The 23,739-nt window shown below is 57.7% G+C and carries 23 protein-coding genes; 14 read left to right on the top strand and 9 right to left on the bottom strand.

The window, feature by feature from the left end; all coding sequences use genetic code 11:
• Positions 1-50: 50 nt before the first annotated feature.
• Complete coding sequence (locus R1T46_RS01205; protein WP_317307076.1) at positions 51-833, bottom strand: helix-turn-helix domain-containing protein; 783 nt, start codon at positions 831-833, stop codon at positions 51-53.
• A 443-nt stretch (positions 834-1,276) separates the two neighbouring features.
• Between R1T46_RS01205 and R1T46_RS01200 the strand changes: the two genes are divergently transcribed.
• The 5 genes from R1T46_RS01200 to R1T46_RS01180 all read left to right on the top strand — a co-directional run bounded on the left by R1T46_RS01200 (position 1,277) and on the right by R1T46_RS01180 (position 4,999).
• Positions 1,277-1,879: a hypothetical protein gene (locus R1T46_RS01200; protein ID WP_317307075.1), complete on the top strand. Its 603-nt coding sequence runs from the start codon at positions 1,277-1,279 to the stop codon at positions 1,877-1,879.
• Between the two features lie 38 nt (positions 1,880-1,917).
• On the top strand, positions 1,918-2,733 hold the full coding sequence (locus R1T46_RS01195; protein WP_317307074.1) for a hypothetical protein: 816 nt from the start codon (positions 1,918-1,920) through the stop codon (positions 2,731-2,733).
• Entirely contained in the window at positions 2,651-3,190 is a 540-nt protein-coding gene (locus R1T46_RS01190; RefSeq protein ID WP_317307073.1) for a hypothetical protein, read from the top strand. The genes R1T46_RS01195 and R1T46_RS01190 overlap by 83 nt, the downstream gene beginning before the upstream one ends.
• A complete protein-coding gene (locus tag R1T46_RS01185) occupies positions 3,162-3,314 on the top strand; it encodes a hypothetical protein (RefSeq protein ID WP_158498346.1) in 153 nt (50 codons plus the stop codon). Before R1T46_RS01190 ends, R1T46_RS01185 begins: the two co-directional genes overlap by 29 nt.
• Before the next feature lie 617 nt (positions 3,315-3,931).
• A complete protein-coding gene (locus R1T46_RS01180; RefSeq protein WP_041332568.1) occupies positions 3,932-4,999 on the top strand; it encodes a BMP family ABC transporter substrate-binding protein in 1,068 nt (355 codons plus the stop codon).
• Between the two features lie 71 nt (positions 5,000-5,070).
• Here the strand turns inward: R1T46_RS01180 and R1T46_RS01175 are convergent, their stop codons facing one another.
• Positions 5,071-6,432, bottom strand: a complete 1,362-nt coding sequence (locus R1T46_RS01175) for an amidohydrolase family protein (protein WP_317307072.1) — start codon at positions 6,430-6,432, stop codon at positions 5,071-5,073.
• 532 nt (positions 6,433-6,964) lie between these two features.
• Here R1T46_RS01175 and R1T46_RS01170 point away from each other — a divergent pair.
• Positions 6,965-7,996 (top strand): isopenicillin N synthase family dioxygenase, encoded by a 1,032-nt coding sequence (locus R1T46_RS01170; protein ID WP_041332570.1) that lies wholly within the window; start codon positions 6,965-6,967, stop codon positions 7,994-7,996.
• 62 nt (positions 7,997-8,058) lie between these two features.
• On the opposite strand, the gene R1T46_RS01165 is transcribed toward R1T46_RS01170, so the two are convergent.
• Genes R1T46_RS01165 through xdhA form a run of 7 tightly spaced genes read right to left on the bottom strand, consistent with a single transcriptional unit; the run spans position 8,059 to position 15,879 of the window.
• Positions 8,059-9,261 (bottom strand): urate hydroxylase PuuD, encoded by a 1,203-nt coding sequence (locus R1T46_RS01165; RefSeq protein WP_091644540.1) that lies wholly within the window; start codon positions 9,259-9,261, stop codon positions 8,059-8,061.
• Positions 9,262-9,264: 3 nt separating this feature from the next.
• On the bottom strand, positions 9,265-10,632 hold the full coding sequence (gene guaD / locus R1T46_RS01160; protein WP_052479656.1) for a guanine deaminase: 1,368 nt from the start codon (positions 10,630-10,632) through the stop codon (positions 9,265-9,267).
• A gap of 8 nt (positions 10,633-10,640) precedes the next feature.
• Positions 10,641-10,985, bottom strand: a complete 345-nt coding sequence (uraH, locus tag R1T46_RS01155; RefSeq protein WP_091644537.1) for a hydroxyisourate hydrolase — start codon at positions 10,983-10,985, stop codon at positions 10,641-10,643.
• On the bottom strand, positions 10,982-11,212 hold the full coding sequence (locus R1T46_RS01150; protein ID WP_041332571.1) for a hypothetical protein: 231 nt from the start codon (positions 11,210-11,212) through the stop codon (positions 10,982-10,984). The genes uraH and R1T46_RS01150 overlap by 4 nt, the downstream gene beginning before the upstream one ends.
• Complete coding sequence (gene xdhC / locus R1T46_RS01145) at positions 11,209-12,069, bottom strand: xanthine dehydrogenase accessory protein XdhC (protein WP_317307071.1); 861 nt, start codon at positions 12,067-12,069, stop codon at positions 11,209-11,211. The genes R1T46_RS01150 and xdhC overlap by 4 nt, the downstream gene beginning before the upstream one ends.
• Positions 12,069-14,423, bottom strand: a complete 2,355-nt coding sequence (gene xdhB / locus R1T46_RS01140; RefSeq protein WP_041332572.1) for a xanthine dehydrogenase molybdopterin binding subunit — start codon at positions 14,421-14,423, stop codon at positions 12,069-12,071. Before xdhB ends, xdhC begins: the two co-directional genes overlap by 1 nt.
• Positions 14,416-15,879, bottom strand: a complete 1,464-nt coding sequence (gene xdhA, locus R1T46_RS01135) for a xanthine dehydrogenase small subunit (protein WP_317307070.1) — start codon at positions 15,877-15,879, stop codon at positions 14,416-14,418. The genes xdhB and xdhA overlap by 8 nt, the downstream gene beginning before the upstream one ends.
• Positions 15,880-16,117: 238 nt before the next feature.
• Between xdhA and R1T46_RS01130 the strand changes: the two genes are divergently transcribed.
• The 8 genes from R1T46_RS01130 to R1T46_RS01095 all read left to right on the top strand — a co-directional run bounded on the left by R1T46_RS01130 (position 16,118) and on the right by R1T46_RS01095 (position 23,733).
• Positions 16,118-17,653 (top strand): ABC transporter ATP-binding protein, encoded by a 1,536-nt coding sequence (locus R1T46_RS01130; protein WP_091644528.1) that lies wholly within the window; start codon positions 16,118-16,120, stop codon positions 17,651-17,653.
• A complete protein-coding gene (locus tag R1T46_RS01125) occupies positions 17,640-18,743 on the top strand; it encodes an ABC transporter permease (protein WP_041332573.1) in 1,104 nt (367 codons plus the stop codon). The genes R1T46_RS01130 and R1T46_RS01125 overlap by 14 nt, the downstream gene beginning before the upstream one ends.
• On the top strand, positions 18,736-19,665 hold the full coding sequence (locus R1T46_RS01120; RefSeq protein WP_041332574.1) for an ABC transporter permease: 930 nt from the start codon (positions 18,736-18,738) through the stop codon (positions 19,663-19,665). The genes R1T46_RS01125 and R1T46_RS01120 overlap by 8 nt, the downstream gene beginning before the upstream one ends.
• 62 nt (positions 19,666-19,727) lie before the next feature.
• Positions 19,728-20,504: an outer membrane protein OmpK gene (locus R1T46_RS01115; RefSeq protein WP_041332575.1), complete on the top strand. Its 777-nt coding sequence runs from the start codon at positions 19,728-19,730 to the stop codon at positions 20,502-20,504.
• Between the two features lie 69 nt (positions 20,505-20,573).
• The gene (locus R1T46_RS01110) at positions 20,574-21,263 is read left to right on the top strand and encodes a TetR/AcrR family transcriptional regulator (RefSeq protein WP_041332576.1); all 690 of its coding nucleotides are present in this window, start codon (positions 20,574-20,576) and stop codon (positions 21,261-21,263) included.
• Positions 21,260-22,192 (top strand): allantoinase PuuE, encoded by a 933-nt coding sequence (gene puuE, locus R1T46_RS01105; protein WP_041332577.1) that lies wholly within the window; start codon positions 21,260-21,262, stop codon positions 22,190-22,192. The genes R1T46_RS01110 and puuE overlap by 4 nt, the downstream gene beginning before the upstream one ends.
• Before the next feature lie 15 nt (positions 22,193-22,207).
• Positions 22,208-23,233: an allantoicase gene (alc, locus tag R1T46_RS01100; RefSeq protein ID WP_041332579.1), complete on the top strand. Its 1,026-nt coding sequence runs from the start codon at positions 22,208-22,210 to the stop codon at positions 23,231-23,233.
• A complete protein-coding gene (locus R1T46_RS01095) occupies positions 23,230-23,733 on the top strand; it encodes an ureidoglycolate lyase (protein WP_041332580.1) in 504 nt (167 codons plus the stop codon). The genes alc and R1T46_RS01095 overlap by 4 nt, the downstream gene beginning before the upstream one ends.
• Positions 23,734-23,739 lie beyond the last annotated feature (6 nt).

The following is a 23,739-nucleotide window of genomic DNA, read 5'->3' as shown; positions in this document are numbered from 1 at the left end:
GGTTATCGATAGTGTCCACTTATTCTCTAGCGGATACGGGTTCTACCCCGTTACTCGGACGCACCGCGACGCAGAGTCCGTGCTGGTGTTTCACCAAAACGGGCTCGGTAGGCGCGGGAAAAGTTACTCACATAACCGTAGCCGACCTTGTCTGCCACGACTTTGACAGGGTGGCTGCCGTCTTCCAGAAGACGAAGAGCCAGCTTCATGCGTTCATTGCGGATAAATTCGGCGCAAGTCTGGTCGTGCTTTTGTTTGAACAACTGGTCCAGTCGGCGTTCGGTCAGTCCCACCCGATCGGCCAGGGCCGGGATGGACAGCGTGGAGTCCAGGGCGCCGCTAATCTGATCCAGAAGATCCTGGTAGGCCTGCTCTTCCCACGGCGGCAGTGTGTCATCGGCGTCGGAGCCTTCCTCAAATCCTTCAATCAGTTCAGACAAAAAGAGGTTGGCGATGGCTTCCAGCTTCAAGTCGCGGCAAGCGCCATTGGCGTGGTGAGAAAACAATCCAGAGCCCAGTTGCCGTAAACGCGCGCTCGGCGTCATGGTGCGAATATGGCAGCTATCCCCATAGGGCACGTCAAATGCCTTGAGGGTGGCGGGCAAATTGCCGCCGAAGCGTGGGCGCAATGTGCTCAATGTGGAAGACGCACCAACATGACGAACCAGTTGCCCTTTGTGCAGTTGGAACTGCGAGCCCTGCTGGTAAACGCGCATCAGCAAGGCCGCGTCAGGGTGGAGCGTATGGCGCTCCCCATTGGGGCAAGCCAGTTCCGACTGTCCCTGTAGATGCAGGGCGCTCTCGAACCAGGGTTCGGTAGAGGATCCCTGCATGTCAAGAAAACAGTCTTCCAGCACCTCGTATTCCAGCCGGTCAACACAATGCCACTGGCAAACTGAAGCCGCTCCATGCGCCCACGAACGCCGGGGATATCAAAAGTGTTCCCGCCGGACATATTCAAAGTATGAATGCTGCCCTGCAATGAAAGGTCGTCCAGCTTTTTCATGATGATGCGCCATGATTTGTGTTTCTAGGGTTTCCCGCCCTTGGCCGGCGTATGACTGCGGCGAAAAATGATAAAACTCCGGAAAGTGATAAAAACAATAAGTAGTTCTTGCCCATCCCGCCTTCTACCCTACATCGCTTATAACAGAAAATTATATGTCGGAGTCGTTATGTCGCTCATCATTCAGCGCCGTATTGGGGGCATTGCCTTGCCCGTGTTGGATTCTACTCTGTTTCCAGCGCGACTTTTTCTTTCCTGTTGTTGATCTCGGTGCCGGCCTGTTCCGCGCCTGATGGTGCTGATGGCACAGGCCATGACGGTACCACCGGGGGGCGTGGTGAGAATGGCTACCATGGCAGCCTGTTCAGTAACGGCGGAGACGGCGGCGACGGCATGAGCCTGCTGTTTACCGGGGCGCGCCCATATTTGGCTGCTGAATTACCTGCCGGGGTAGATTGGGCAACGGACCTGACAACGCTGGCCGGCATCAATGATGGTGATCAGTTCAGTGTGACGGTCGACGGTGTTATATCGATTATTACCATTAACACCAGTGTCCGATTTATCGCACTGGCGAGTGCGATTGATACGGTGCTGGAGCCCTATGGAATGAGCAGCTATGGTTTCAATCGCGCATCGGATGGCTTTACGCTGGATCTGCAGGGCAGCAGGAACTTTCTGTCTATGGAGCTGGCGAATGTAACCGGAACGCCGCTTTCCACCACAGGGTTCGACTTTGGTGCCGTGCCGGTGATTGTGGGCAGCAGCCCTCCGCCTTTTGAGCATGGCGGTAACGGCGGGGCCGGCGGGAAGTCTGACTATTTAATGGTAACGGCGGCTAAGGTGGCGATGGCGGCGCAGGGATCCTGGTAGACGCCAGCGCCAATATTCGTATCGACGCCGGTGCTCAGGTGCTGGGTGGTGACGGCGGAACAGGCGGAAGCGGTGACACAACGGGCACAGATGGCGTGGGTGGTTACTGCATCACCGATTCCGCCCTGGCGGTGACCCAGGTCGGTACGGTCAATGCGAGTGCCAACCAAGCAACGGCGGTTCACTTTGTCAGTGGTGACAATCGCCTGACCCTGGAAAACGGTTATAGCCTGGGCGGCAATGTGCAGGCTAATGGCAGTAATGATGTGTTGGCACTGGGCGGCAGCGCTGATGGCACCTTTGATACTTCGTTAGTTGGAACGGATGCCTCCGATATTTTTCGTGGATTCGAATCTTTTGAAAAAGCCGGTGGCAGCGCCTGGACGTTAACGGAAGGCACTGCCCAGGACTGGTGGGTGAGTGAGGGGGGGCACTTCGGTCTGATTGGCTCGGACGTTATCTGGACTGGCGACCATACCTTTACTGGCTCTGCCGTTCTTAACAATGGTGCGAGCCTTTCCCTTGGTGCCGGCGGCAATACCGGTTCCATTGTGGGGGATCTGCACTTCAGTCGTGTCAGCACCCTGGAAATCAATCGGGCCAACGACTACCTCTATGACGGTGCAATTTCTGGTGACGGTAACCTGATCAAGAACGGCGTCATGAATGGGGTGGGTTTTACCGTGAACAGAGGTGGCCTGCTGGGCGGCAGCGGCGCACTGGGCAATACCACGGTGCAATCCGGCGGCCACCCTGGCGCCGGGCGAAGGCTTGGGCACGCTCACCGTCGACGGCAACCTGACCCTGGCCCAGGGCAGCCTGCTGGATTTCGAGTTTGGTGCGCCAAGCGTTGATTTCTCGACACCGGGCTCCAGCGACAGTGTTTCCATCAACGGCGATCTGGCTATCAATGGTGCCACGCTGACCCTGAACGACACCGGCAGCTTTGGTCGGGGCCTGTACCGCCTGTTTGATTACACCGGCTCCCTTTCCGGAAGCAACGGTGGCCTGCAGCTGGCCAGCCCGGATCCGTCCTACGGCCTGCAATACCTTACCGGCGACAAACAGATCAACCTGATCAACACCGGTGGCACCACGTTGAATTTCTGGAACGCCAACGGCCTGGCCAGCGGCACTACCCAGGGCGGCGGCGACGGCACCTGGACAGCGACGAATTCCGTCTGGACCGATGCCAACGGTTCTGTCACCGGTCCCATGATCCCCAGCCCCGGCTTTGCCATCTTTGCGGGGGATGCCGGCACCGTAAAGGTATCTGATGTGGATGGCGCGGTGGAAGCCGACGGCCAGTAGTGGCTATCAGGCCACCATCGACAGTGTGATCAGCGGCAACAACGGCTTGATGAAAACCGGCGAAGGCACGCTGGTTCTGGAGAACCACAGAGTGGACGAAAGAACTGGCTGTGTCGGAATGTGATGTGAGCATCACCGGGCAGCCACAGGTCGTGGCTGAGCTCGCACCAGAGCATGAACCAGAACCTGAAGAGCTTACGGTAACGACACGGCCCACGGCGAGGATAGCTCGGTGACCGGGCAAGGTTGCAAAGGCAAGAGAGGTGATGATCTTAAAGACTGCCACAAGCCCGATCGCCGGGTCACGTTGTTGTTGGCTTCGCGAGTTCCGAGTTTAGGCGAAGAGGCAGGCATTAGCGCAGATGAACCATGACGAGCTGGAAAAGCAGATTTTCCGATCAAGATTGAAAAGGGATCTGTCGTGGTAAAATCGGTTGTGGAAAGGGCTGGAACCCCGTGGTACTCCCGAGTGAGAATTTCTGATTCCTCAAGAATGACCTTTGATTCGCTGCGCTGGATGGAGTTCACCCTAGCGAAGGTAAACGAGTCGTTGAGGTGCAGTCAGAAGAAACTGATCCAAGTTGGTGCCCGGTATTTCTTGGAGCGGGGTGAAGCTTTCATAAATGTTAGTTAAAACAATGGACTGAAAAACCTGAGCAGTTGGCCAGCTTTTTGCTGTGACCGTCTAGTAAGCGATTTAAACCAAAACGCGAAATGAAACAAAAGCTCAGGAGATTATCCATGAAACCCAAATCTAGCCTGGTACTTGCTGCCACACTCAGTATGTCCATGTCCGTACTGGCAGAAGACCCCATGAAGGTTGGCTTCGTTTACGTTGGTCCCGTCGGGGATCACGGCTGGAGCTATCAGCATGACTTGGGGCGTCTGGCCCTTGAAGAGCATTTTGGCGATAAAGTGTCTACCACCTATGTCGAGAACGTGAGTGAGGGTGCTGACGCAGAGCGTACCATTCGGCGACTCGCTCAGGCCGGCAATGATGTAATCTTCACCACCTCCTTTGGATTCATGAATCCGACGGCCCGTGTAGCAGAGCAATTTCCCGACATTACCTTCCTGCATGCCACGGGGTACAAGCGAGGTGAAAACCTTGGCACCTACTTGTCCGTCACCTATGAAGGTCGCTATGTCACTGGAACGGCCGCTGGTCTGGTGACCGAAACCGATACCCTGGGCTATATCGCCTCTTTCCCTATTCCAGAAGTCATTCGCGACATCAACGCCGTGTACTTGGGTGCCAAGGAGGTGAATCCGGATATTGAGCTCAAGGTCGTTTGGGTCAACACCTGGTTCGACCCGGCTAAAGAAGCTGATGCAGCCAATGCCCTGATGGACCAGGGGGTAGACGTGATTATTCAGCACACCGACAGCCCGGCACCGCTGATTGCAGCAGACAAGCGAGGCAATTGGGGTGTTGGTCAGGCCTCTGATATGCGGAAGTTTGGTGGCGATGCGCACCTGTTGTCTGTGGTAAATGACTGGGCGCCGTACTATATCGATACCGTGCAGTCGGTCATGGACGGGGCCTGGGAGCCGGCCGATTACTGGGGCGGGATTTCTGACGACGTGATTCAGGTGGTTGGTATCTCAGAGCGCCTGACCGATGAACAGCGCGCCAAAGTGAATTCGGTAATGGAGTCAATCGACAAGGGTGAGTTCCATCCGTTCACTGGTCCCCTGAAAGACCAGTCGGGCGAACTTCGGGTGCCTGAAGGTGTTTCAATGACCAAGGAAGAGTTGGCTGGCATGAACTGGTACGTTGAAGGTATGACCGCTACGCTGCCGCAATAAAAGCTTGCGCTTTTGCCCATAAAAAGCCAGCAGGTAAGTGGCCTGCCGGCTTTATTATGGGAAGTGCTTGTTCAGGCGTTTTTCAGGAGTGCCGCAACGCTATTCCGGACGCTTCGTGTCAAGTCCGCTTCGTCAAGGCCGGCGACACATCCGTCGCTGACGATGCGCTTGCCGTGTATAAAACTGTGCTTGACGTGTACCGGCTCACCGCACATAAGCGGTGACATCAGTGGAGCGTGCACGCCTGCAAAGCGTGGATTGTTGACGTCATACAGCACCAGGTCCGCCGCTTTTCCGACGGCCAGGCTACCGGTATTTTCCAGACCAAGGAGGTCTGCGCCACCCTGGCTTCCCCATTCAAGAACCTGCTCCAGTGTCGTGGCATCGGGCCCGTTCTGAGCCCGGTGAATTAACCAGGTCAGGTTCAGTTCCTGCAGCATCGATCCGGATTCGGCAGAGGCCGAACCGTCTACTCCCAGGGAAATGGGCACACCGGCTTCAGCCATCAGGATCACCGGGGCAATCCCGCTGCCAAGGCGGCAGTTTGAGGTGGGGCAGTGCGCGATGCCGGTCTGGGTGGCGGCGAGGCGTTCGATGGCATGAGCGTCACTGTGAACCAGATGCGCGTACCAGACGTCCTTCCCCAGCCAACCGCAGGATTCCGCATAATCGATCGCGCTCTGACCATATCTCTTATGGGCCTGAATTTCGTCGAAGTCTACCTCCAGCAAGTGCGAGTGCATTCTCAGTTTGTTTTCCCGTGCCCATTGCGCCTGGGCTTTCAGGCCTTCCGGAGAACTGGAATGGATCAGGCTGGTCGGCGCCACAACCAGTTTTTTCATGGCGTCTGGCCCGGCTTGATGGTGTTTTTTTCGGGTTGTGTCGAGGCGGTCGATGATTTGGTCGATACTTTCCGGCTCGATCTTGTGTTCGATCATGCCTTCATGGGAGCCGGTTTCCGTGGCGCTGCCCCGGCACAGAACCATCCGGATGCCGAGTTCCTCGGCGGCCTGCCAGACGGCGTCTTCCAACTCCGAGCTGGTGGTGCTGTGGTAAAGGTAATGGTGGTCGGCGCAAGTGGTGGCGCCGGAACGAATCAGTTCATACAGTCCCAGACGAGCGGCATGGTACATAAGTTCTGGCGTCACCTTTGGCCAGAAGCGGTAGGGTACGCTGCTGAGCCAGCCTCCAAGATCCTGATTCAGCCCTTCCGGTACGCCCTTCATGATGGACTGGGCAAGGTGATGGTGGGTATTCACCAACCCTGGCCAGACCACGCAGCCGGACGCATCAATGACGGTTTCCGGGTCCTCCTGTGTGGGGGCGAGGGCGTTGCCCAGCTCGGTAATGTATCCGCCCCGGATGCGCAGGTCCCGGGCATCCGAAAACCCGGTGGACGCGACTGCGACGGCGTTCTTGATAAGGTAGTCCAATGGTTGCTCCTCTCGATGTTCAAGAGCAATGTCCCGAGGTGTTGCCGGTATCGCGCGTTCCTCTGACCGCTTCTACTCTTCTGAATGGTGGTTACCCCGGACTGCAATGCAAGATTGCGGCCATTTGCTGACCGGTTGGTCAGAGTAGGTGCTGCCTCGTTGTCGGCGGTTTTAATGCGCCACGCTGGTGCGAGGCTTCCGAAGGCTGCACTCGAATGGCTCTCCTGAAGCTCGCCCTGATACGCCGTGCAGGCCCGGGCCCCTGAATTTCAAAGCGGTTGCAGAGCTAGTCATATGGCACAAATGCTGCATCTTTTTGCATGGCAGGTCAGGTTCCTCCGGGGATCGCCTGCGAGTCTGAGTAGAAGCAGTCAGGAATCGCCAGACACGCGACTTCGGGTCATTGCTCAGTCGTCGACCGAAAGTGCCTGCAGGCGTGGTTGGCGGCGATGGCCATGCACTGCCTCCCGCATTCCTGCCATGTTTGCTTTCGGAAACCGTTCTAATCATTGGCGATATGCCGGGAGGCACAATGACTCACACTGCAGAAAAATACGCGCTGAAAGAACTGGACCTGGAAACGACCTTTGGTGGTATGGGTCGGGAGGTCGAAGGGGACATACCCGTTATCGATCTGTCCGACTTTGATCGCCGTAGAGAAGAGATCACTGATCAGCTTTGGCAAGCTGCCACTGACGTGGGCTTTTTTCAACTGTCCAATCACGGGCTTGAACTCGACCTGATCAAGCAGGCTTTTGCATTGTCCGAGTGCTTTTTTGCGTTGCCGGAAAGCAGCAAACAACAGTATCCGCTGAAAAAAGGACTGAATTCCGGTTGGGAGTTCAAGTCACAGGTACGGCCGTCCACCGGAACGGCGGATGAGAAAGAGTCGTTCCAGATTACGCTCCCACACATGGATGATCTCTGGCCGAACCAGACGGTGGTCCCGGAATTCAGCCGGGTGATGCTGGATTTCGAGAACCGCGCCTGGCAGCTGGGTATGACGGTTCTGTCGTGCTTTGCCGATCGTCTCGGGTTTGAGAGGGACTTCTTTGGCCGGGCCCATGATCGCAGTTTGGAGGATTATCAGAGCACGCTCCGGTTGCTGCACTATTTGCCCCTGGCCGACGATGCCCGCCTGGATGAATCCATCTGGCGCGCCGGGGCCCATACCGATTTTGATTGCCTGACCATGGTGTTCCAGCAGGAAGGCCAGGGTGGCCTGCAGGTCAGCCCGGGCAAAGACGCCGAGGGCAAAGGTGATGACCGGGAGTGGTTCACTGTGGCGCCGAAAGAGGACCGGATTACCTGCAATATCGGCGACATGCTGATGCGCTGGAGCGATGACCGTCTGAAGTCGACCCTGCATCGGGTCAGGATGCCGAAAGAGGGCGAATACAAGGGGCCCCGATACAGCATGGCGTTCTTCTGTCAGGCGAACAAAGAGCAGGTTATTCAGGGGCCGGGAAAGAAATACCCGCCGATCTCTGCACGGGACTACCTGTTGCAGCGAATCCAGGCCAACTTTGATGCCGCAGAGAAGGCGGCCGAAGCCCGGAAGTAATCGGGATAGAACGTTCCAAAGTGAAAAAGGCCTCCTTCGGGAGGCCTTTTTTCAGGATGATTTCAGGGTTTGTTGTGCTGTAGCCATTGCCCCAGTAGCTGGCGTTCCTCGTTCGTCATGCCGGTCAGGTTGCCCAGTGGCATGTAGTGAGAATCTACCGCCGCCTGGCGTACCTTGTCGGCGTGCATGGCAAGAAGCGACAGGTTCTCCAGTTTGATGCCCGCTGGCGGTGCCTGAAAGGCCGGATGGCCGGGGCTGCTGGCATGACAGGCCACACAGTGGGTGTTGATGAGAGCGATTGCGACCTCATTACTGACCTCCGGGTGGTCGGCCGTATCCAGCGTGGTTGCCGGGGCCGGGGCCACAAGCCAGATCAAGGCAGCGGTGAGCACTGCGGCGACCGCCAATATCCAGGGCTGGTTGATGTCCCTGTGCCGGAGGTTGAAGTAGTGCCGGGCGAAGGCCGTGATGAACCCGATGGCCGCCAGGATTGCCCAGCCGTGAGGGTTTCCATACAGCAGCGGGTAGTGGTTGCTGATCATGATGAAGATGATCGGCAACGTCAGGTAGTTGTTGTGGGTCGAGCGCAGCTTGGCGAGCATGGCCAGGCGAGCGACCTTTTCGTTGGCTTCTTCCCCCGCCCGGACCGAGTCGACCAGCGCCCGCTGTGAGGGAATAATGCCGAGAAAGACGTTGGCCACCATGATGGTTCCGATCACCGCCCCGACGTGGATAAACGCGCCCCGGCCTGAGAACACCTGAAACAGCCCCCAGTCGACGAGAACCAGAATGCCGAACAGAATTAGCGCAAACGCCTTGCCTTTGTCGGCAAGAGGGCTTCGAATCAGGGTTTCGTAAATGGCAAGAACCACGGCAATGCTGCCCAGGCCGATTGCGATGGCGGCACCGGTGCTGAGATCGGCCTTGGCCGGGTCGATCAGATAGCCCGGTGAGCCCATGTAGTAAACAACAAACAGCAGGGCCAGACCGCTAAGCAGGGTTGAATAGGCTTCCCATTTGAACCAGTGCAGTTCCCGGGGCATTTCCTTCGGCCCCAGTCTGTACTTGGCGATCTCGTAAAAACCACCGCCGTGAATGGCCCACAGGTCGCCCTTGATGCCCTCGTTTTTCTTCCATTCCGGTGGTTCCCGCAGGTGATTGTCCAGCCAGATGAAGTAGAACGATGCGCCGATCCAGGCAACGCCTGCGATAACGTGAAACCAGCGGACCAGAAGGGACAACCATTCGCTGAGGTAGGCTTCCATGGCTCAGGCTCCTTGCGTGAAGTAGGTGGTGGCAGCGTCAGTTCCTGCTGCCTGGTGGCGTAGTTCACCGGCCACGATAGAGGCGGTGATGGCTCGGTCGTCGCCCAGAATCATCAGATTGAAGAGAGTTTCGAAGAGCGTGTGTGTGAATTCCTGCTTCATGGCCAACTGCGGTGTTCCGCTCGGATCTAGGACCACGAAGTCAGCAAAGCGCCCGGATTGAAAACTGCCGGTCTGCTGGTCCTGATGCAGGACCCGGGCATTGCCGAGTGTGGCGAGATAGAACGCCTGCCAGGGCGTCAGGGTTTGGCCGCGTAGCCGACAAACCTTGTAGGCCTCGGCCATGGTGGTCAGCATCGACAGACTGGTACCTCCGCCAACATCAGAGGCCAGCCCGACCGAAACCCCAGCTTCGCGGGCTTCCCGGAAGTCGAGGAGTCCGCTGCCCAGAAAGGTATTTGAGGTGGGGCAGAAAGCGATGCGGGTGCCCGTCTCAGACAGTCGTTTGCGGTCTACATCATCAATGTGAATCCCGTGCGCCAGAACGGTGTGATCGCCCAGCAGGCCATAGTGATCGTACACATCCAGATAGCTGGAGCGCTCCGGGAACAGTTCACGGATCCACTGGATTTCGCCGGTATTCTCCGCCCAGTGTGTCTGCACCATGACATCCGGATGCTCTGCGGCGAGCTTGCCGGCGAGCGAAAGCTGCTCCGGCGTCGAAGTAGCGGCAAACCGGGGTGTAATCGCGTAGCGTTGGCGTCCGCGTTTGTGCCAGGTTTCCAGCAGCGAGAGGCTGTCGTCGTAGCTGCTCTGGGCCGTGTCCTTCAGGTTTTCGGGGGCATGGCGGTCCATCATGGCCTTGCCCGCGGTAAGGGCCATTCCCTGTTGCTCGCCAGCCTCGAACAGGGCATGCACCGACTCAGGATGGGAGGTGCAGAATACCAAGCCCGAGGTGGTGCCGTAGCGTAGCAGCAGATCGGTAAACCGGTTCGCTTCAGTCCGGGCCCAGTCCATGTCGCTGAATCGGGCCTCATGAGGAAATGTGTAGGTTTCCAGCCAGTCCAGCAACTGGGCACCGTAACTGGCCATAACCCCCAGTTGGGGCATGTGTGCGTGGGTGTCGATAAAACCCGGCAGGATCAGCTGGTCTTTCCAGTGGGTCACCTCAGTGCCTTCGGGCAATTGGTGCAACCATGCACTGGCGTCACCGGCTACCAGCACTTTGCCATGGTGCTCAATCAGCAGGCCGTCCTCGAAGAAGGCCACGCTGCCCGCCGCGGGCTCCGGTTCATTGCCCGGGTCTTCCAGGAAATGGAGCACTGTGCCCCGGTGAGCCTTGCAGCCCAGTGGAAGATATGGATCTGTCATTGTGGTCATCAGCTCCCCCTATACGTTGAGTAGCCCCACTGATTCAACAGCAGGGGAACGTGGTAGTGGGCCTCCGGATCGTTGACCCGGAACTCCAGGCAGACCTCGGGGAAGAAGGCGTCCATCCCGAGGCTGTGGTACCAGTCGCCGGTCGCAAAACGGAGCTGGTAGTGGCCGGCTTCAAGAGCGGTATCGAACCAGTCCATTACGCGGCCATCGGCATCGGTTGTGCCACTGGCAATGGCGGTATGACCCTGGCCCTGAACCCGATACAGGCTGACCGCCACACCGGCGGCAGGCTGGCCACTGCCGAGATCGAGAATGTGAGTCGTAACGGAGCTTTTTGCGCTCATAGCAGTTTCTCCAGTCGCAATTTGGTCATCCTGGCCTGCTCGCCAATGACCATGGCTTTGATGCTGGCATACGTTGCACGCAGACTGTTGATGTCTCCCATCTTCGGATGAGCCTCAAAGGCATCGAACCAGTCTTGCTCAGTCAGTTTTGGCCAGAACTCATGGCTGCGGGCGAGTCGGGCTTCCGCTTCCTCATGGTGCAGGGCGTTGAGTGCTTCAATGGTCATTCGGTTGTCTCTTTCGTATCGGTGTTCTGGATCAGCCCCCGCAGTTGCCGCCAGGGCAACCCTCGTCGGGCGGAAGTTGTCCGGTGGGGGGTGGTCAGAGCCAGCAGTTCGGCGCTGATCGAGACGGCCACTTCCATTGGCCGTTTACCGGGGACATCAGGATGGCCAACGGGGCAGCGGATGGAGTCGATGGCATCGGCACTGAAACCCCGGTGGTCCAGCCGCTTGCGGAATCGATCTGCCTTGGTTTCTGACCCGATCAGGCCCAGGCTTGAGCAACCGCCGGCGGTTAACAGGGCGCGGCAGAGATCGAAATCCAGTTGGTGATTGTGGGTCAAGATCAGAGCGTGTTTACCCGAGCACAGGTTGGGTGCATCACCGACGGGGTCATCCGTGTGGTGGATATGGACATTGGCGGGTACATCAGATGGAAACAGCTCAAGACGTTCGTCCACCCAGGTGATTCGCCAGGGCAGCTGAGCGAGGATAGTGACCAGCGCTTTGGCGACATGGCCGGCCCCGAACAGTATCAGTTCCTGCTCACTCCCCGGGTGTGCTTCCAGTAGTACCGACACGCTGCCGCCGCAGCACTGACCAAGACTGGCGCCCAGCGGGAAGTGTGCGAGGTCGCTGGTATAGTCCTGACGAGCCAGCCTGTCCCGGGCTTGTTGGCAAATCTGGTACTCCAGGTGCCCGCCACCGATGGTGTCGTAACTGTGTTCACCAGTGACCACCATCTTGCTGGCCGGCTCCCGGGGGACCGACCCGGCTACGCCGAGAACAGAGACCAGGGCATAGGGCTCACCGCGTGCTTCGCAGTCGGCTACGGCCTGGTACCAGAGCTTTCGACGTTCCATCAGGATGCCTCCTGCTGCTTGCCAAGCCAGGCCTGGCTAGCGGTGACGGCACCCAGCACCCGTTCTGGTGTGGCGGGCGTGTCCAGCGGTGGGCTGAAGCGATAGTCGGTGAGGCTCGAGACTGCGTCCCGCAGGGCGCTCCAGACGGCGATGCCGAGCATCAATGGCGGTTCCCCGACCGCTTTGGAGTGAAATATCGTGGCTTCGCGGTTCGGGCTGTCGGCCAGCAGAGCAACCCTCAGGTCGGGCGGACAGTCCGAGACTGCCGGAATCTTGTAGGTGGCAGGGCCGGTTGTTAGCAGTTTGCCGTCATCCCTGTACACCAGTTCTTCCGTGGTCAGCCAGCCCATACCTTGGACGAACCCGCCTTCGATCTGGCCAATATCGATATCGGGATTCAGGGAGCGACCGGCATCAAACAGGATGTCGGTACGAAGGACCCGATATTCCCCGGTCAGGGTGTCGATCACTACTTCAGAGCAGGCGGCGCCGTTCGAGTAATACAGAAACGGGTGCCCCTTTCCGCTTTCCGGGTCGTAGTGGATCTTGGGAGTGGCGTAGAAACCTGAGGAAGACAGTGGTACCCGGTTCATATAGGCGGCCTGAACAAAGCTTTCCCATGGCATCTGCAGGTCGCCGATCTGCACCTGGTTATCCGAGAAATGGATGGCTTCTGGTGAGACCGACCAGTTCTGTACTGCAAAGTCTGTCAGCCCCGCGAGAATCTTTTCACAGGCGTCCAGTGCTGCCATGCCGTTCAAGTCGGAGCCGGAAGAGGCGGCGGTTGGCGAGGTGTTGGGCACCTTGTCGGTGCGCGTGGCGGACACTTTGACGCGCTCAAGATCGACCTGGAAAGCGGACGCAACCACCTGCGCCACCTTGATATAGAGCCCCTGGCCCATCTCGGTACCGCCGTGATTTACATGAATGCTGCCATCGGTATAGATGTGAACCAGTGCGCCCGCCTGGTTCAGGTGTTTGGCGGTGAAGGAGATGCCAAACTTTACAGGCGTCAGCGCCAGCCCCCGCCTGAGTACCGTGCTGGACTGGTTGAATTTGGTGATTTCCGAACGCCGTTGACGATAGTCAGAGCTGGTTTCCAGCGTCTCCATCAGCTTCGGAAGTACGTGCTGTTCAATGGTCTGGTCATAATGGGTGATGTCGCGTCCGGGCCGGTACAGGTTGAGCTTGCGGATATCCAGCGGGTCGCGGCCAAGGTGGCGGGCCATATCATCCATGGCCTGTTCTATGATCATCATGCCCTGAGGTCCGCCAAAGCCCCGGAATGCCGTGTTCGAAACGGTGTGGGTCTTGCAGCGGTGGCCGGTAACCCGGGCCTGGTTCAGATAGTAGGCATTATCGGCATGAAACATGGCACGATCGACGATGGCATCGGACAGGTCGGGGGAGTAACCGCAACGGCCTGCGACCATAATGTCGGCCGCCTGAATCAGGCCGTCATCGTCAAAGCCGATGTCATAGGTATTGAAGAAGTCATGCCGCTTACCGGTCTGGATCATATCGTCGGGGCGTGACAAACGGTACTTCACCGGTCGGCTCGTCGCATTGGCTAGTAGGGCTGCAATGCAGGCGACTGGGGCCGCCTGGGTCTCTTTCCCGCCGAAGCCGCCGCCCATTCTTCGAACCTCAGTCTGGACCTCGTGAATGGGCAGCCCTAATACCTCAGCGACCAGCTTCTGTACTTCGGAGGGATGCTGGCTGGAGGTGTGAACAAACATACCCCTGTCTTCGGTGGGTTCGGCTAGACAAGCCTGTCCTTCCAGGTAGAAATGCTCCTGTCCACCGACGACCTGTTCGCCGATCAGGCGATGAGATGCCTGGGAGAGAGCATGATCAGGGTTACCTCGCAACTGGGTCTGGCTGGGGCGAACAAACAATTCTTTGTCCAGTGCCTGGTTTACGGTAATGACCGCATCCAGGGGCTCGTATTGAACATTCGCCAGCTTCGCTGCCTTGCGTGCAGCTTCGTGGGAGGTTGCGGCGACGGCGAACAGGGGCTGCCCGATAAACTCCACGATCTCATCCGCCAGTACCGGGTCACCGGGGAACACCGGGCCGATGTCGAGATGGCCAGGCACATCCTTGGCAGTGACTACGGCGATGACACCGGGGTATCGGCGGACGGCCTCCAGATCCATGGACATTATTCGGGCGTGGGCCTGTTGGCTGTGACCGACCGCGGCGTGCAGGATGCCTTCCGGCATGGGTAAGTCGTCAATGTATCGGGCCTGACCACTGACGTGTTTCCAGGCGCTGTCGTGTTTGGCGCTTTGTCCGGCCAGCCCTTGGGCAGTGTGGGCCGGTGTGGGTGTGTTCAGGGGCAGTTTACGCATAGTCGGTCACCGTCAGTTGCTCGCGTGGGAGTGAATCCGAAGACAGCCAGGCGCGGCGCAGAAGGTTGCCGGCAACCTGAAGCCGATAAGAGGCCGAGGCCCGGACATCACTCAGGGGTGAAAAGTCGCTGCCAAGGACGTTAATCGCAGCGGCCACGTTGTTTTCGTTCCAGAGCTGCCCCTTGAGCGCGTTCTCCGTTTGCAGTGCCCGGGCGGGCGTGGCGGCCATGCCGCCGAAGGCAAGGCGACAGTCACTGATCACACCATCGGTTATGGTCAGTCGAAAAGCGCCCAGAACGGCGGAGATGTCGTCGTCCAATCGCTTCGAGATTTTGTAGATGTGCAAAGTTTCGTTGGTTTTCGGTGCCGGGATCCGCACAGAGTGGAGGAATTCGCCCGATTTCAGGGCCGTTTCTTTATAGCCCAGGAAAAAGTCTTCGATAGGCATCGAGCGCTGCCCGTCCGGGCCGTCTAGCACCAAAATGGTATTGAGTGCGATCAGCGGTGGCGGCATATCGCCGATGGGCGAAGCGTTAGCAATGTTGCCGCCCAAAGTGCCCCGGTTGCGGATCTGTAGTGAGCCGAGTCGCTCGAGCATGGCGTCGAACGCCGGCCAAAGTTCGCACAGTGTTTCCCTGAATGCCTGATAGGTAGTGGCAGCACCTATCACCAACTCGTCGCCCTCTAGGGCGCAGCCTTTCATTTCCGGTACGCGTTCCACACTGACCAGATGATCCAGGGAACTCAGCTGTTGAGTGATCTCCAGTGCCAGATCCGTACTGCCGGCGACCAGTCTGGAATCGGGATAGGCGCGGCGCAATGAGCGAAGGTCATCAAGGCAGACCGGCGCGTCATACCGTGAACCTCCGGCTGCTTCGATGGTGATGTTGTTCTGGTGAATCCGGCTCAGAGCAGATTCCGACGACCCGGGGGCCATGCCAGCGGCCGGGTGCTCAGTATCCGGTGTCCATTCTTTAACCATGGCATCCTGTCCTGCCTTAATGATCGGACGATAGCCGGTACAGCGACAGAGATTGCCAGACAGGGCCTCAAGAATCTGATGACGGCTGACCGTGCTGTTCTTGCGGTTGGCATGCAGGGCCGTCAGCGACATCACGATGCCGGGCGTGCAAAAACCGCATTGGGCACCGTGCTTCTCCATCATGCCCTGCTGGACCGGATGACGTGGTTTCTGCTGGAAGGCTTCGACGGTAATCAGTTCCTTGCCATGAAGGCTTCCCAGCAAGGTGATGCAACTGTTGATTGCGTCGTAATGAGTGTTGCCATCTTGGTCAGCTGTTCCTGTAATGATCGTGCAGGCACCACAGTCTCCGGAGGCGCAGCCTTCTTTGGTACCGGTAAGGCGCATTTTGGTGCGCAACCATTCCAGGATGCTCAAATTTGGGTCGAACTGGTCAACTTTTTCAATTTGGCCGTTCAGAAGAAATTCGATCATGGTTCTCTCCGCTAGCAGGCTATTTGCGGTGTATAGCGGCACCCCATTCCTCTCTTCAGGCAGGTTTTCCGCAGCGTTAGGAAGGGTTTCTGCAAAAAACTGACCAACTGGTTCAATTAAATAATTTTTCGATTTTATTAACTATTGGCAAGCATATTGCTCTCACCTGAAATGTTGATTACTTGGTCAGTTTCTTAATCGGCTGGCCAGGCATACATAACGGAATGAGAGGCTGTGTATGGCTGCGGCGTTGCGCCTTAAGCTGAAAAACATCGTCAAGGAATACCCGGGTTGCCGGGCCAACGATGGAATTGACCTCACGGTGGAAGCCGGTGAGATTCATGCGCTTTTGGGTGAAAATGGCGCCGGTAAGAGCACCTTGATGAAGGTGATCTATGGCGTTGTTCAGCCGGATGAAGGCCGGATGCTCTGGAATGGTCATGAAGTCAGGGTGACTAGCCCGGCTCAGGCCCGGAGTATGGGCATTGGCATGGTGTTCCAGCATTTCTCCCTGTTCGAAACCCTGACAGTCGCCGAGAACATCGCCCTCAGCTTGCCTCCTTTTGAAGCCCGGGACCGGAAGCGGCTCGACGAACGCATCCGTGAAGTGTCGGAGCGCTACGGTATGGCGCTGGATCCCCGTCGCTATGTCAGTACCTTGTCAGTCGGGGAGCGTCAGCGGGTGGAGATTGTCCGTTGTTTGATTCAGGAAAGCACCTTGCTGATTCTGGACGAACCGACATCGGTGCTGACGCCCCACGAAGTCTCTTCACTGTTTGCCACGCTGAGGCAGCTCGCGAGCGAAGGCTGCAGCATTTTGTTCATCAGTCACAAGCTGGAAGAGGTTCGCAACCTTTGTCACAACGCAACGGTTTTGCGCCAGGGGCGCGTGAGTGGCGACTGCAGGCCGGCGGAGGTGTCGGCGAACGACATAGCGCGACTGATGGTCGGTAACGATACGCCGATTTCAACTCAGGTGACCGCAGCGGAGCCCGGGGAGGTTCTGCTCAATGTCCGGGCCCTGAAATGGAAGAGTAACGATCCGTTTGGCACCAGCCTCAAGAGCGTCGCCCTGGAGTTGCGCAAGGGTGAGATTGTGGGCATCGCAGGGGTAGCGGGCAACGGCCAGGATGAGCTGCTGAAAGCCCTGTCTGGAGAGATTCTGGTGGATGCTGGCAGCATCAGTCTGGACGGCCGGGGAATTGAAAATCTGGCGCCGAATCAACGTCGGAATCTTGGTGTTGCGATTGTTCCCGAAGAACGCCTGGGAAGGGGGGCGGTTCCAAATATGACCCTGGCAGATAACGCACTGCTGACAGCCTCCGGTCAGGGGCTGGTGAACCGGGGGCTGATTCGTTTTGGTCGGGTCCGCGAATTTTCCCGGGAGGTGATCCGTCGTTTCGGCGTCCGGTGTAACGACGAAAGCAGCACCGCCGGCAGCCTCTCGGGAGGCAATCTCCAAAAGTACATTATTGGCCGCGAAGCGTTACAGAACCCCCGTCTGTTGGTGGCGTCGCACCCTACCTGGGGCGTTGATGTCGGCTCTGCGGTGGCTATCCATGAAGCTCTGGTCCAATTGCGGGATGCCGGGGCTGCTATTGTTCTGATTTCGGAGGACCTCGATGAGCTCTACCAACTCTGCAATCGGCTGGGTGCGCTGTGTAACGGGCGGCTTTCACCCCTCGCGTCTACCTCTGAACTGAGCATCGAACAGCTTGGCCAATGGATGGCGGGAGAGTTCGAGTCTGCGGAGGTGAACCATGTTGCTGCTTGAGCGTCGTCCCGTTGATTCCTCTCTGATGAGGTGGACATCGCCACTGCTCGCCCTGGTTCTGACAGTCACTACCGGCTTTGTCCTTTTTCTGTCGATGGGCAAGGATCCCATGGATGGCCTGAAGTTTTTCTTCATTACACCGATCAGCGACCTGATGGGGCTTGCAGAGCTCGGGCTGAAAATGGCGCCGCTGCTTCTGTGTGCGGCGGGGCTGACCGTTTGCTACCGGGCGAAACTCTGGAACATCGGTGCTGAAGGGCACTTTCTGATGGGGGCTTTAGGTGCCAGCATCATGGCGGTCTGGCTGGTTGATGCAGACGGCTTCTGGGTGCTGCCAGTAGTTCTGCTGGCGGGAACCCTGGCGGGAATGTTGTGGGCGGCCGTTGCGTCAGGACTGAAAACGCACCTGCATTGCAACGAGATTCTCACCACCATCATGCTCAATTACATCGCGCTGAATCTGCTGCTGTATGTGGTGCACGGTCCTCTCAAAGATCCTTATGGTTTTGGCTTTCCCCAGTCCGTGATGTTTGCTGACTCGGCCCTGTTGCCAGCGCTGATTCCCGGCACACGCTTGCATCTGGGGCTGGCGTTCGGGTTGCTGGCTGCGGTCTTGGTCTGGGTGCTGTTTGCCCGCAGTTTTATCGGTTTTCAACTCAATGTGGTAGGGCAGGATCATCGGGCAGCCGCTTTCGCAGGTTTTGGTGCCCGACGGCTGACCTGGTTTGCTTTCCTGGTGGGTGGTGCCACCGCCGGCCTGGCCGGGGCTTCGGAGGTCACGGGCCCCATTGGTCAGCTCGTTCCGCAGGTGTCTCCCGGGTACGGCTACACCGCCATCATCGTTGTTTTCCTTGGTCGTATGCATGCTCTTGGCATCGTTGTTGCCAGCGCGCTGCTGGCATTGACTTTTATAGGGGGGGAGATGCTCCAGATCGCCATGAATATGCCCAAGGCTGTTACCGGTCTGTTTCAAGGCTTGCTGCTGTTCTACCTGCTGATCTGTGACGCCTTTATCCATTACCGCATCCGCCTGAAATGGCCGTCGCGGCAAACCACCATCGCAGCCAAGACTGTCACTGGAGATGCCTGAAATGGAACTGCTGACGAACGTGCTGGCTGCCACTGTTGTTGCGGGTACTCCGCTGCTGCTGGTGGCGCTTGGTGAGCTGATCTGCGAGCGCTCCGGGGTCCTGAACCTTGGGCAGGAAGGCATGATGCTGATGGGGGCCGTCGCGGGGTTTGTAGCGGCACTGACCAGTGGCAGCCTGGTGGTGGGTGTGGCCGCTGCGATACTGGCCGGGATCGGCATGTCGTTGTTGTTCGCGTTTATGGCGGTGTCCCTGGCTGCAAACCAGTACGCTGCAGGATTGGCACTGACCATTTTCGGGACCGGCTTAAGTGCCTTCCTCGGAGCAGGCTTTGTGGGACAATCCATCGATGGCTTCACGCGTGTCGCAATTCCCTTCCTGAGCGATATCCCGGTGCTGGGGCGTGTTCTGTTTGATCAGGATCCATTAGTGTACCTGTCCCTGATGGCCTTTGCCGGTGTGGCCATTTTCCTCCGTCAAACCCGTGGTGGCCTGTTGTTGCGCGCGGTTGGGGAAGACCCGGAAGCGGCCAACGCCAACGGCCTGAACGTGTTGGTTTTACGGTATCTCGCGGTGGCGTTCGGCGGCGGCATGGCCGGCTTGGCTGGTGCGTACCTGTCACTTGCCTATACCCCACTCTGGACCGAGAACATGACGGCCGGGCGGGGCTGGATAGCCCTGGCGCTGGTCGTTTTCGCTACCTGGCGCCCTGAGCGGGTAGTTCTCGGCGCCTACCTGTTCGGGGCAGCCAGTATTCTGCACCTGGTTCTACAGGGTCTTGGTTGGAAGAGCTCCACGGAACTGCTGGCGATGTTGCCCTACGTCGTCACTATTCTGATGCTGGTTCTGTTGTCCTGGAATCCTGGCCGAACCCGATTGAATACCCCCCTTTCCCTAGGCCAGCCCTATCGGCCGGGACGCTAACAATAACCATCAAATGTGCACCAACAATGACTCAAAAAGAACGTAAACTGAGAGGTAAATCCATGAAAGCATTTAGTAAAATACTGATCGCCGGCTGTGTGGCCGCAGCGTCTTTTGCCCCAGCAGCCCAGGCGGAGAAATTCTTCGGCTCATCGAGCATCTCCATTCTGCACAGTGACCAGTACCAGGGTGTTCAGTTCGACGCCGGCGGTAACGGCGGCTTTGAATACGAAGCCACCTATTTCACCTTCGAGAACGCGACGGCTCACAACTGGGGAAGCACCTTCTTCTTCATCGACCGTGATCAGGGACAGGGCGATGTTGAAGGCTCTGACAATGTGTACGGCGAATTTGCGCCCACCCTGAGCACAAGCTGGTTAACCGGTGCTGACATGAGCTTTGGTCCGGTCAAGGACGTCACTTTGGGCGCTCAATACGAATTCGGCGGAAGCACGCAGGTCAACAACTACATGGGTGGTTTGGGGCTGGCCTGGGATCTGCCTGGCTTCATGTATTTCAACACCTCCGTTTACTACGTCGATAACGATCAGGTCAGTGATGATTATCAGTTGACCGTTACCTGGGGTGCTCCGTTAGAGATGGGTTCGGCCCTCTTTCTGATTGACGGCTACATTGACTGGTCCACAGCAGAATCTGACCACAAGTCGGAATTTCAGTTCGTGCCTCAGATCAAGCTGGATGTGAGTAACTTCTGGGGAGCTCCGGGGGTTCTCTACGCTGGTGTTGAATACCAGTACTGGAACAACAAGTACGGTCTTGGCGATACGCTGATCGATGATCAGAGCTCCGTCAGTGCACTGGTGAAATTTCACTTTTGATCCTGAACAGGAGTCCGGCAGAATCTTATTGCCGGATTCCTGAACAACTGGACAACAAGTGAGAGGCTCATGACCAACATTTCTGTTGCAGAAAGCTCCGTTGCCGTAAAAAAAGACAGCAAAGGAAAGAACCGGACGTATCGCCCGGGAAGGATACGGGAGCGTAACCGGGAAAGAATACTGATTGCCGCCGAGGAAGAGTTCGCTCTGAACGGCTACAAAGGTACGACGATCCAGAATATCGCCGAGCGGGCCGGGCTGCCAAAGTCCAACGTACTGTACTACTTCAGCAACAAGAAGCGCATGTACGGGGCTATGTTTGACGACATTCTCGCGCGCTGGAACAAGGTGTTCACGGAGATCAGTCCGCAAGACGACCCGTCGGAAGCCCTGGCGACGTTTATCCGGAACAAGGTGGAGATGTCCCGCAAGTACCCGCTGGCGTCCCGATTGTTTGCCATGGAAATTATCCAGGGTGCACCGTTCCTGCTTGAGCACCTGCGCACGAATATGCGCGAGTGGGTCCGGGGCCGGGCGGAGGTTATCCAGTCCTGGATCGACGACGGGCGCATGGCTCCGGTCGACCCAGTGCAGCTGATTTTTCTGATCTGGTCTTCAACCCAACATTACGCCGACTTCCAGGTGCAGATCCTGATGGTGGAAAACAAAGCCGAATACGAGAAGCGCGACTTCGACCATGCGGCGGATTTTCTGACCGGTGTGATCCTCCGGGGGTGTGGTCTTGAGAGTCCGAGATGAAAAAATGTGTTTCATATCCAAGGGATATGCGGGGCTATGGTGAACACCCTCCTCATGCCCAGTGGCCCGGAAATGCCCGGGTTGCGGTCCAGTTTGTACTGAATTACGAAGAGGGTGGGGAAAACTGTGTGCTTCACGGTGATGAGCACTCAGAAACCTTTCTCTCTGACATCATTGGCGCGGTTGCCTACCAGGACCGGCACATGAGTATGGAATCCCTCTATGAGTACGGATCCCGTGCCGGTGTCTGGCGTATTCTGAAAGAATTCCGGAAGCGGGAACTGCCGTTGACTGTTTTCGGGGTCACCATGGCGTTGGCCCGTCATCCGGATGTTGTTCAGGCGTTCCTGGACGACGGCCATGAAATTGCCTGCCACGGTCAGCGCTGGATCCATTACCAGGACATGAGCGAATCGGAAGAGCGCCGGTACCTCGAACGGGCAATCGAGCAGCATGCCGAACTCACCGGAGAGCCTCCTCTGGGCTGGTATACCGGTCGGGACAGCCCGAATACCCGTCGACTTGTCGTGGAGCAGGGCGGCCTGGAATACGACAGCGACTACTACGGTGATGACCTGCCATTCTGGACCACCGTCGAGACCAGCACGGGCGAACAGAAGCCCCATCTCGTGGTGCCCTATACGCTGGAGGCGAACGACATGCGTTTTTGTTCACCCCAGGGGTTTAATTCCGGAGAGCAGTTCTTCCAGTACCTGAAAGACAGCTTTGACGTGCTTTATGAGGAAGGTGCGGAGGCTCCGAAAATGATGTCTGTTGGCCTGCATTGTCGGGTTGTCGGGCGTCCGGGCCGGTTCCGTGCGTTGCAGCGATTCCTTGATTATATCCAGCAACAGGACCGGGTCTGGGTATGCCGGCGTATCGATATCGCCCGCCACTGGAAGCAAGTGCACCCTTACCAACCCGATTGATACCGGAGTGTTCGAATGACCGATGCAGTTGTGGCCCCTGTTGTGGATGGGCCGGAGTTTACCCGCTTGGGCCTGAATCTGGCAGATCGCAGTCTGGGAGCGGAAGTGACCCGGGTGACGGATGAGTTTTTTGCACCCAGGGATCGCATGCTGAACCCGGCACAGCCTGTATTCTATCCCGACCGCTACGACGACCATGGCAAGTGGATGGACGGCTGGGAAACACGTCGCCGAAGGACAACCGGCCACGACTGGTGCATCGTGCGTCTGGCCATGCCGGGCGTTCTGATGGGCGTTGATTTTGATACCAGCTTTTTTACCGGAAACTTTCCTCCGGCGGCCTCTCTGGAAGCCTGTTTCAGTCCGGACGGCGATCCGGATGAACACGCAGGCTGGCAAGTTTTGGTGCCCGCTACCGGGCTGAGCGGTAATGATCACCGGTTTTGCGCCATTGAATCCGGTCAGCCATGGACGCACCTGCGCATGCATATCTATCCGGATGGCGGACTGGCGCGCCTGCGAGTCTATGGCAAACCCTTCTGTGACTGGGAAATAATGCTGGCGGCCGGTGAGAGCCGAAATCTTCTGGCACTGGAACATGGCGCAGATCAGGTGGCCTGGAGCGACGCCCACTACGGCGAGCCGCGCAAATTACTGAGACCGGGACGAGGCCTTAATATGGGCGATGGCTGGGAAACCCGCCGGCGGCGCGAACCCGGTAACGACTGGTGCATTCTGGCCCTTGGTCACAAGGGGGTTGCTGAACGCATAGAGGTGGATACAGCGCATTTTAAAGGCAACTTTCCGGCCGCCTGCTCCATTCAGGCGGCCTGCGTGGAGGATGGAGCCAGCACGGCACAGTCTCTGATTACCCAAAGCATGTTCTGGCCGACCTTGATGGATCAGCAGCCGTTGACGGCTGACCGTATCCATCAGTTCCAGGCGCTGGAGGACCTCGGGCCGATTACCCACATCCGGTTCAATAGCATTCCTGACGGTGGCGTCAGCCGCGTTCGCCTGTGCGGAACACCCGTGTCATGAAACAGTTCCGACGTCTTGTTGCCGAGCCTTTGACCCGCGAAGCTTTCGCTCCGTTCGGAGATGTGATTGATACCGATGGTGCCGAGTCTTTTCCCATTAACCAGGGGCGTACCGAGCGTTTTCATGCCTTGTCCACTGTGGCTCTATCGGGTGCTACAGATCGGGGCATTCTTTCGATTTTTCGTGGCCAGCCTCTTGTTCCTCTCGAACTAGATCTGATGGAACGTCACCCGTTGGGGAGTCAGTCATTCATACCCATGAACAACGTCGACTTTCTGGCAGTCGTTGCACTGCCAGGTGATTTCGACGAAACCGCCGTCCGGGTATTTCTGGTCAAAGGCCATCAAGGCGTCACATACCACGCCGGCACATGGCACGCACCGTTGCTACCTCTGAAAGCCGATGCCGATTATCTGGTGGTTGACCGTAAGGGGCCGGGTCAGAATTGTGATGAGATCAACCTGCAGCAAGTCATCAGACCCATTCTGGCTGCTGTTTAGGGTTTC

Source organism: Marinobacter salarius (genome assembly GCF_032922745.1).
In the GTDB taxonomy this organism is placed as follows: Bacteria; Pseudomonadota; Gammaproteobacteria; order Pseudomonadales; family Oleiphilaceae; genus Marinobacter.
Note: the sequence above shows the minus strand (reverse complement) of the source record. Positions and strands in the feature narration are given on the sequence as shown.

Bases quoted from the DNA above. Each gene is read 5' to 3' on its own strand.
- R1T46_RS01205 (WP_317307076.1), bottom strand. From the start codon at position 833: ATGCAGGGATCCTCTACCGAACCCTGGTTCGAGAGCGCCCTGCATCTA.
- R1T46_RS01185 (WP_158498346.1), top strand. From the start codon at position 3,162: ATGGCGCGGTGGAAGCCGACGGCCAGTAGTGGCTATCAGGCCACCATC.
- R1T46_RS01180 (WP_041332568.1), top strand. From the start codon at position 3,932: ATGAAACCCAAATCTAGCCTGGTACTTGCTGCCACACTCAGTATGTCC.
- R1T46_RS01170 (WP_041332570.1), top strand. From the start codon at position 6,965: ATGACTCACACTGCAGAAAAATACGCGCTGAAAGAACTGGACCTGGAA.
- R1T46_RS01165 (WP_091644540.1), bottom strand. From the start codon at position 9,261: ATGGAAGCCTACCTCAGCGAATGGTTGTCCCTTCTGGTCCGCTGGTTT.
- guaD (WP_052479656.1), bottom strand. From the start codon at position 10,632: ATGACAGATCCATATCTTCCACTGGGCTGCAAGGCTCACCGGGGCACA.
- uraH (WP_091644537.1), bottom strand. From the start codon at position 10,985: ATGAGCGCAAAAAGCTCCGTTACGACTCACATTCTCGATCTCGGCAGT.
- R1T46_RS01150 (WP_041332571.1), bottom strand. From the start codon at position 11,212: ATGACCATTGAAGCACTCAACGCCCTGCACCATGAGGAAGCGGAAGCC.
- xdhC (WP_317307071.1), bottom strand. From the start codon at position 12,069: ATGGAACGTCGAAAGCTCTGGTACCAGGCCGTAGCCGACTGCGAAGCA.
- xdhB (WP_041332572.1), bottom strand. From the start codon at position 14,423: ATGCGTAAACTGCCCCTGAACACACCCACACCGGCCCACACTGCCCAA.
- xdhA (WP_317307070.1), bottom strand. From the start codon at position 15,879: ATGATCGAATTTCTTCTGAACGGCCAAATTGAAAAAGTTGACCAGTTC.
- R1T46_RS01130 (WP_091644528.1), top strand. From the start codon at position 16,118: ATGGCTGCGGCGTTGCGCCTTAAGCTGAAAAACATCGTCAAGGAATAC.
- R1T46_RS01125 (WP_041332573.1), top strand. From the start codon at position 17,640: ATGTTGCTGCTTGAGCGTCGTCCCGTTGATTCCTCTCTGATGAGGTGG.
- R1T46_RS01120 (WP_041332574.1), top strand. From the start codon at position 18,736: ATGCCTGAAATGGAACTGCTGACGAACGTGCTGGCTGCCACTGTTGTT.
- R1T46_RS01115 (WP_041332575.1), top strand. From the start codon at position 19,728: ATGAAAGCATTTAGTAAAATACTGATCGCCGGCTGTGTGGCCGCAGCG.
- R1T46_RS01110 (WP_041332576.1), top strand. From the start codon at position 20,574: ATGACCAACATTTCTGTTGCAGAAAGCTCCGTTGCCGTAAAAAAAGAC.
- puuE (WP_041332577.1), top strand. From the start codon at position 21,260: ATGAAAAAATGTGTTTCATATCCAAGGGATATGCGGGGCTATGGTGAA.
- alc (WP_041332579.1), top strand. From the start codon at position 22,208: ATGACCGATGCAGTTGTGGCCCCTGTTGTGGATGGGCCGGAGTTTACC.
- R1T46_RS01095 (WP_041332580.1), top strand. From the start codon at position 23,230: ATGAAACAGTTCCGACGTCTTGTTGCCGAGCCTTTGACCCGCGAAGCT.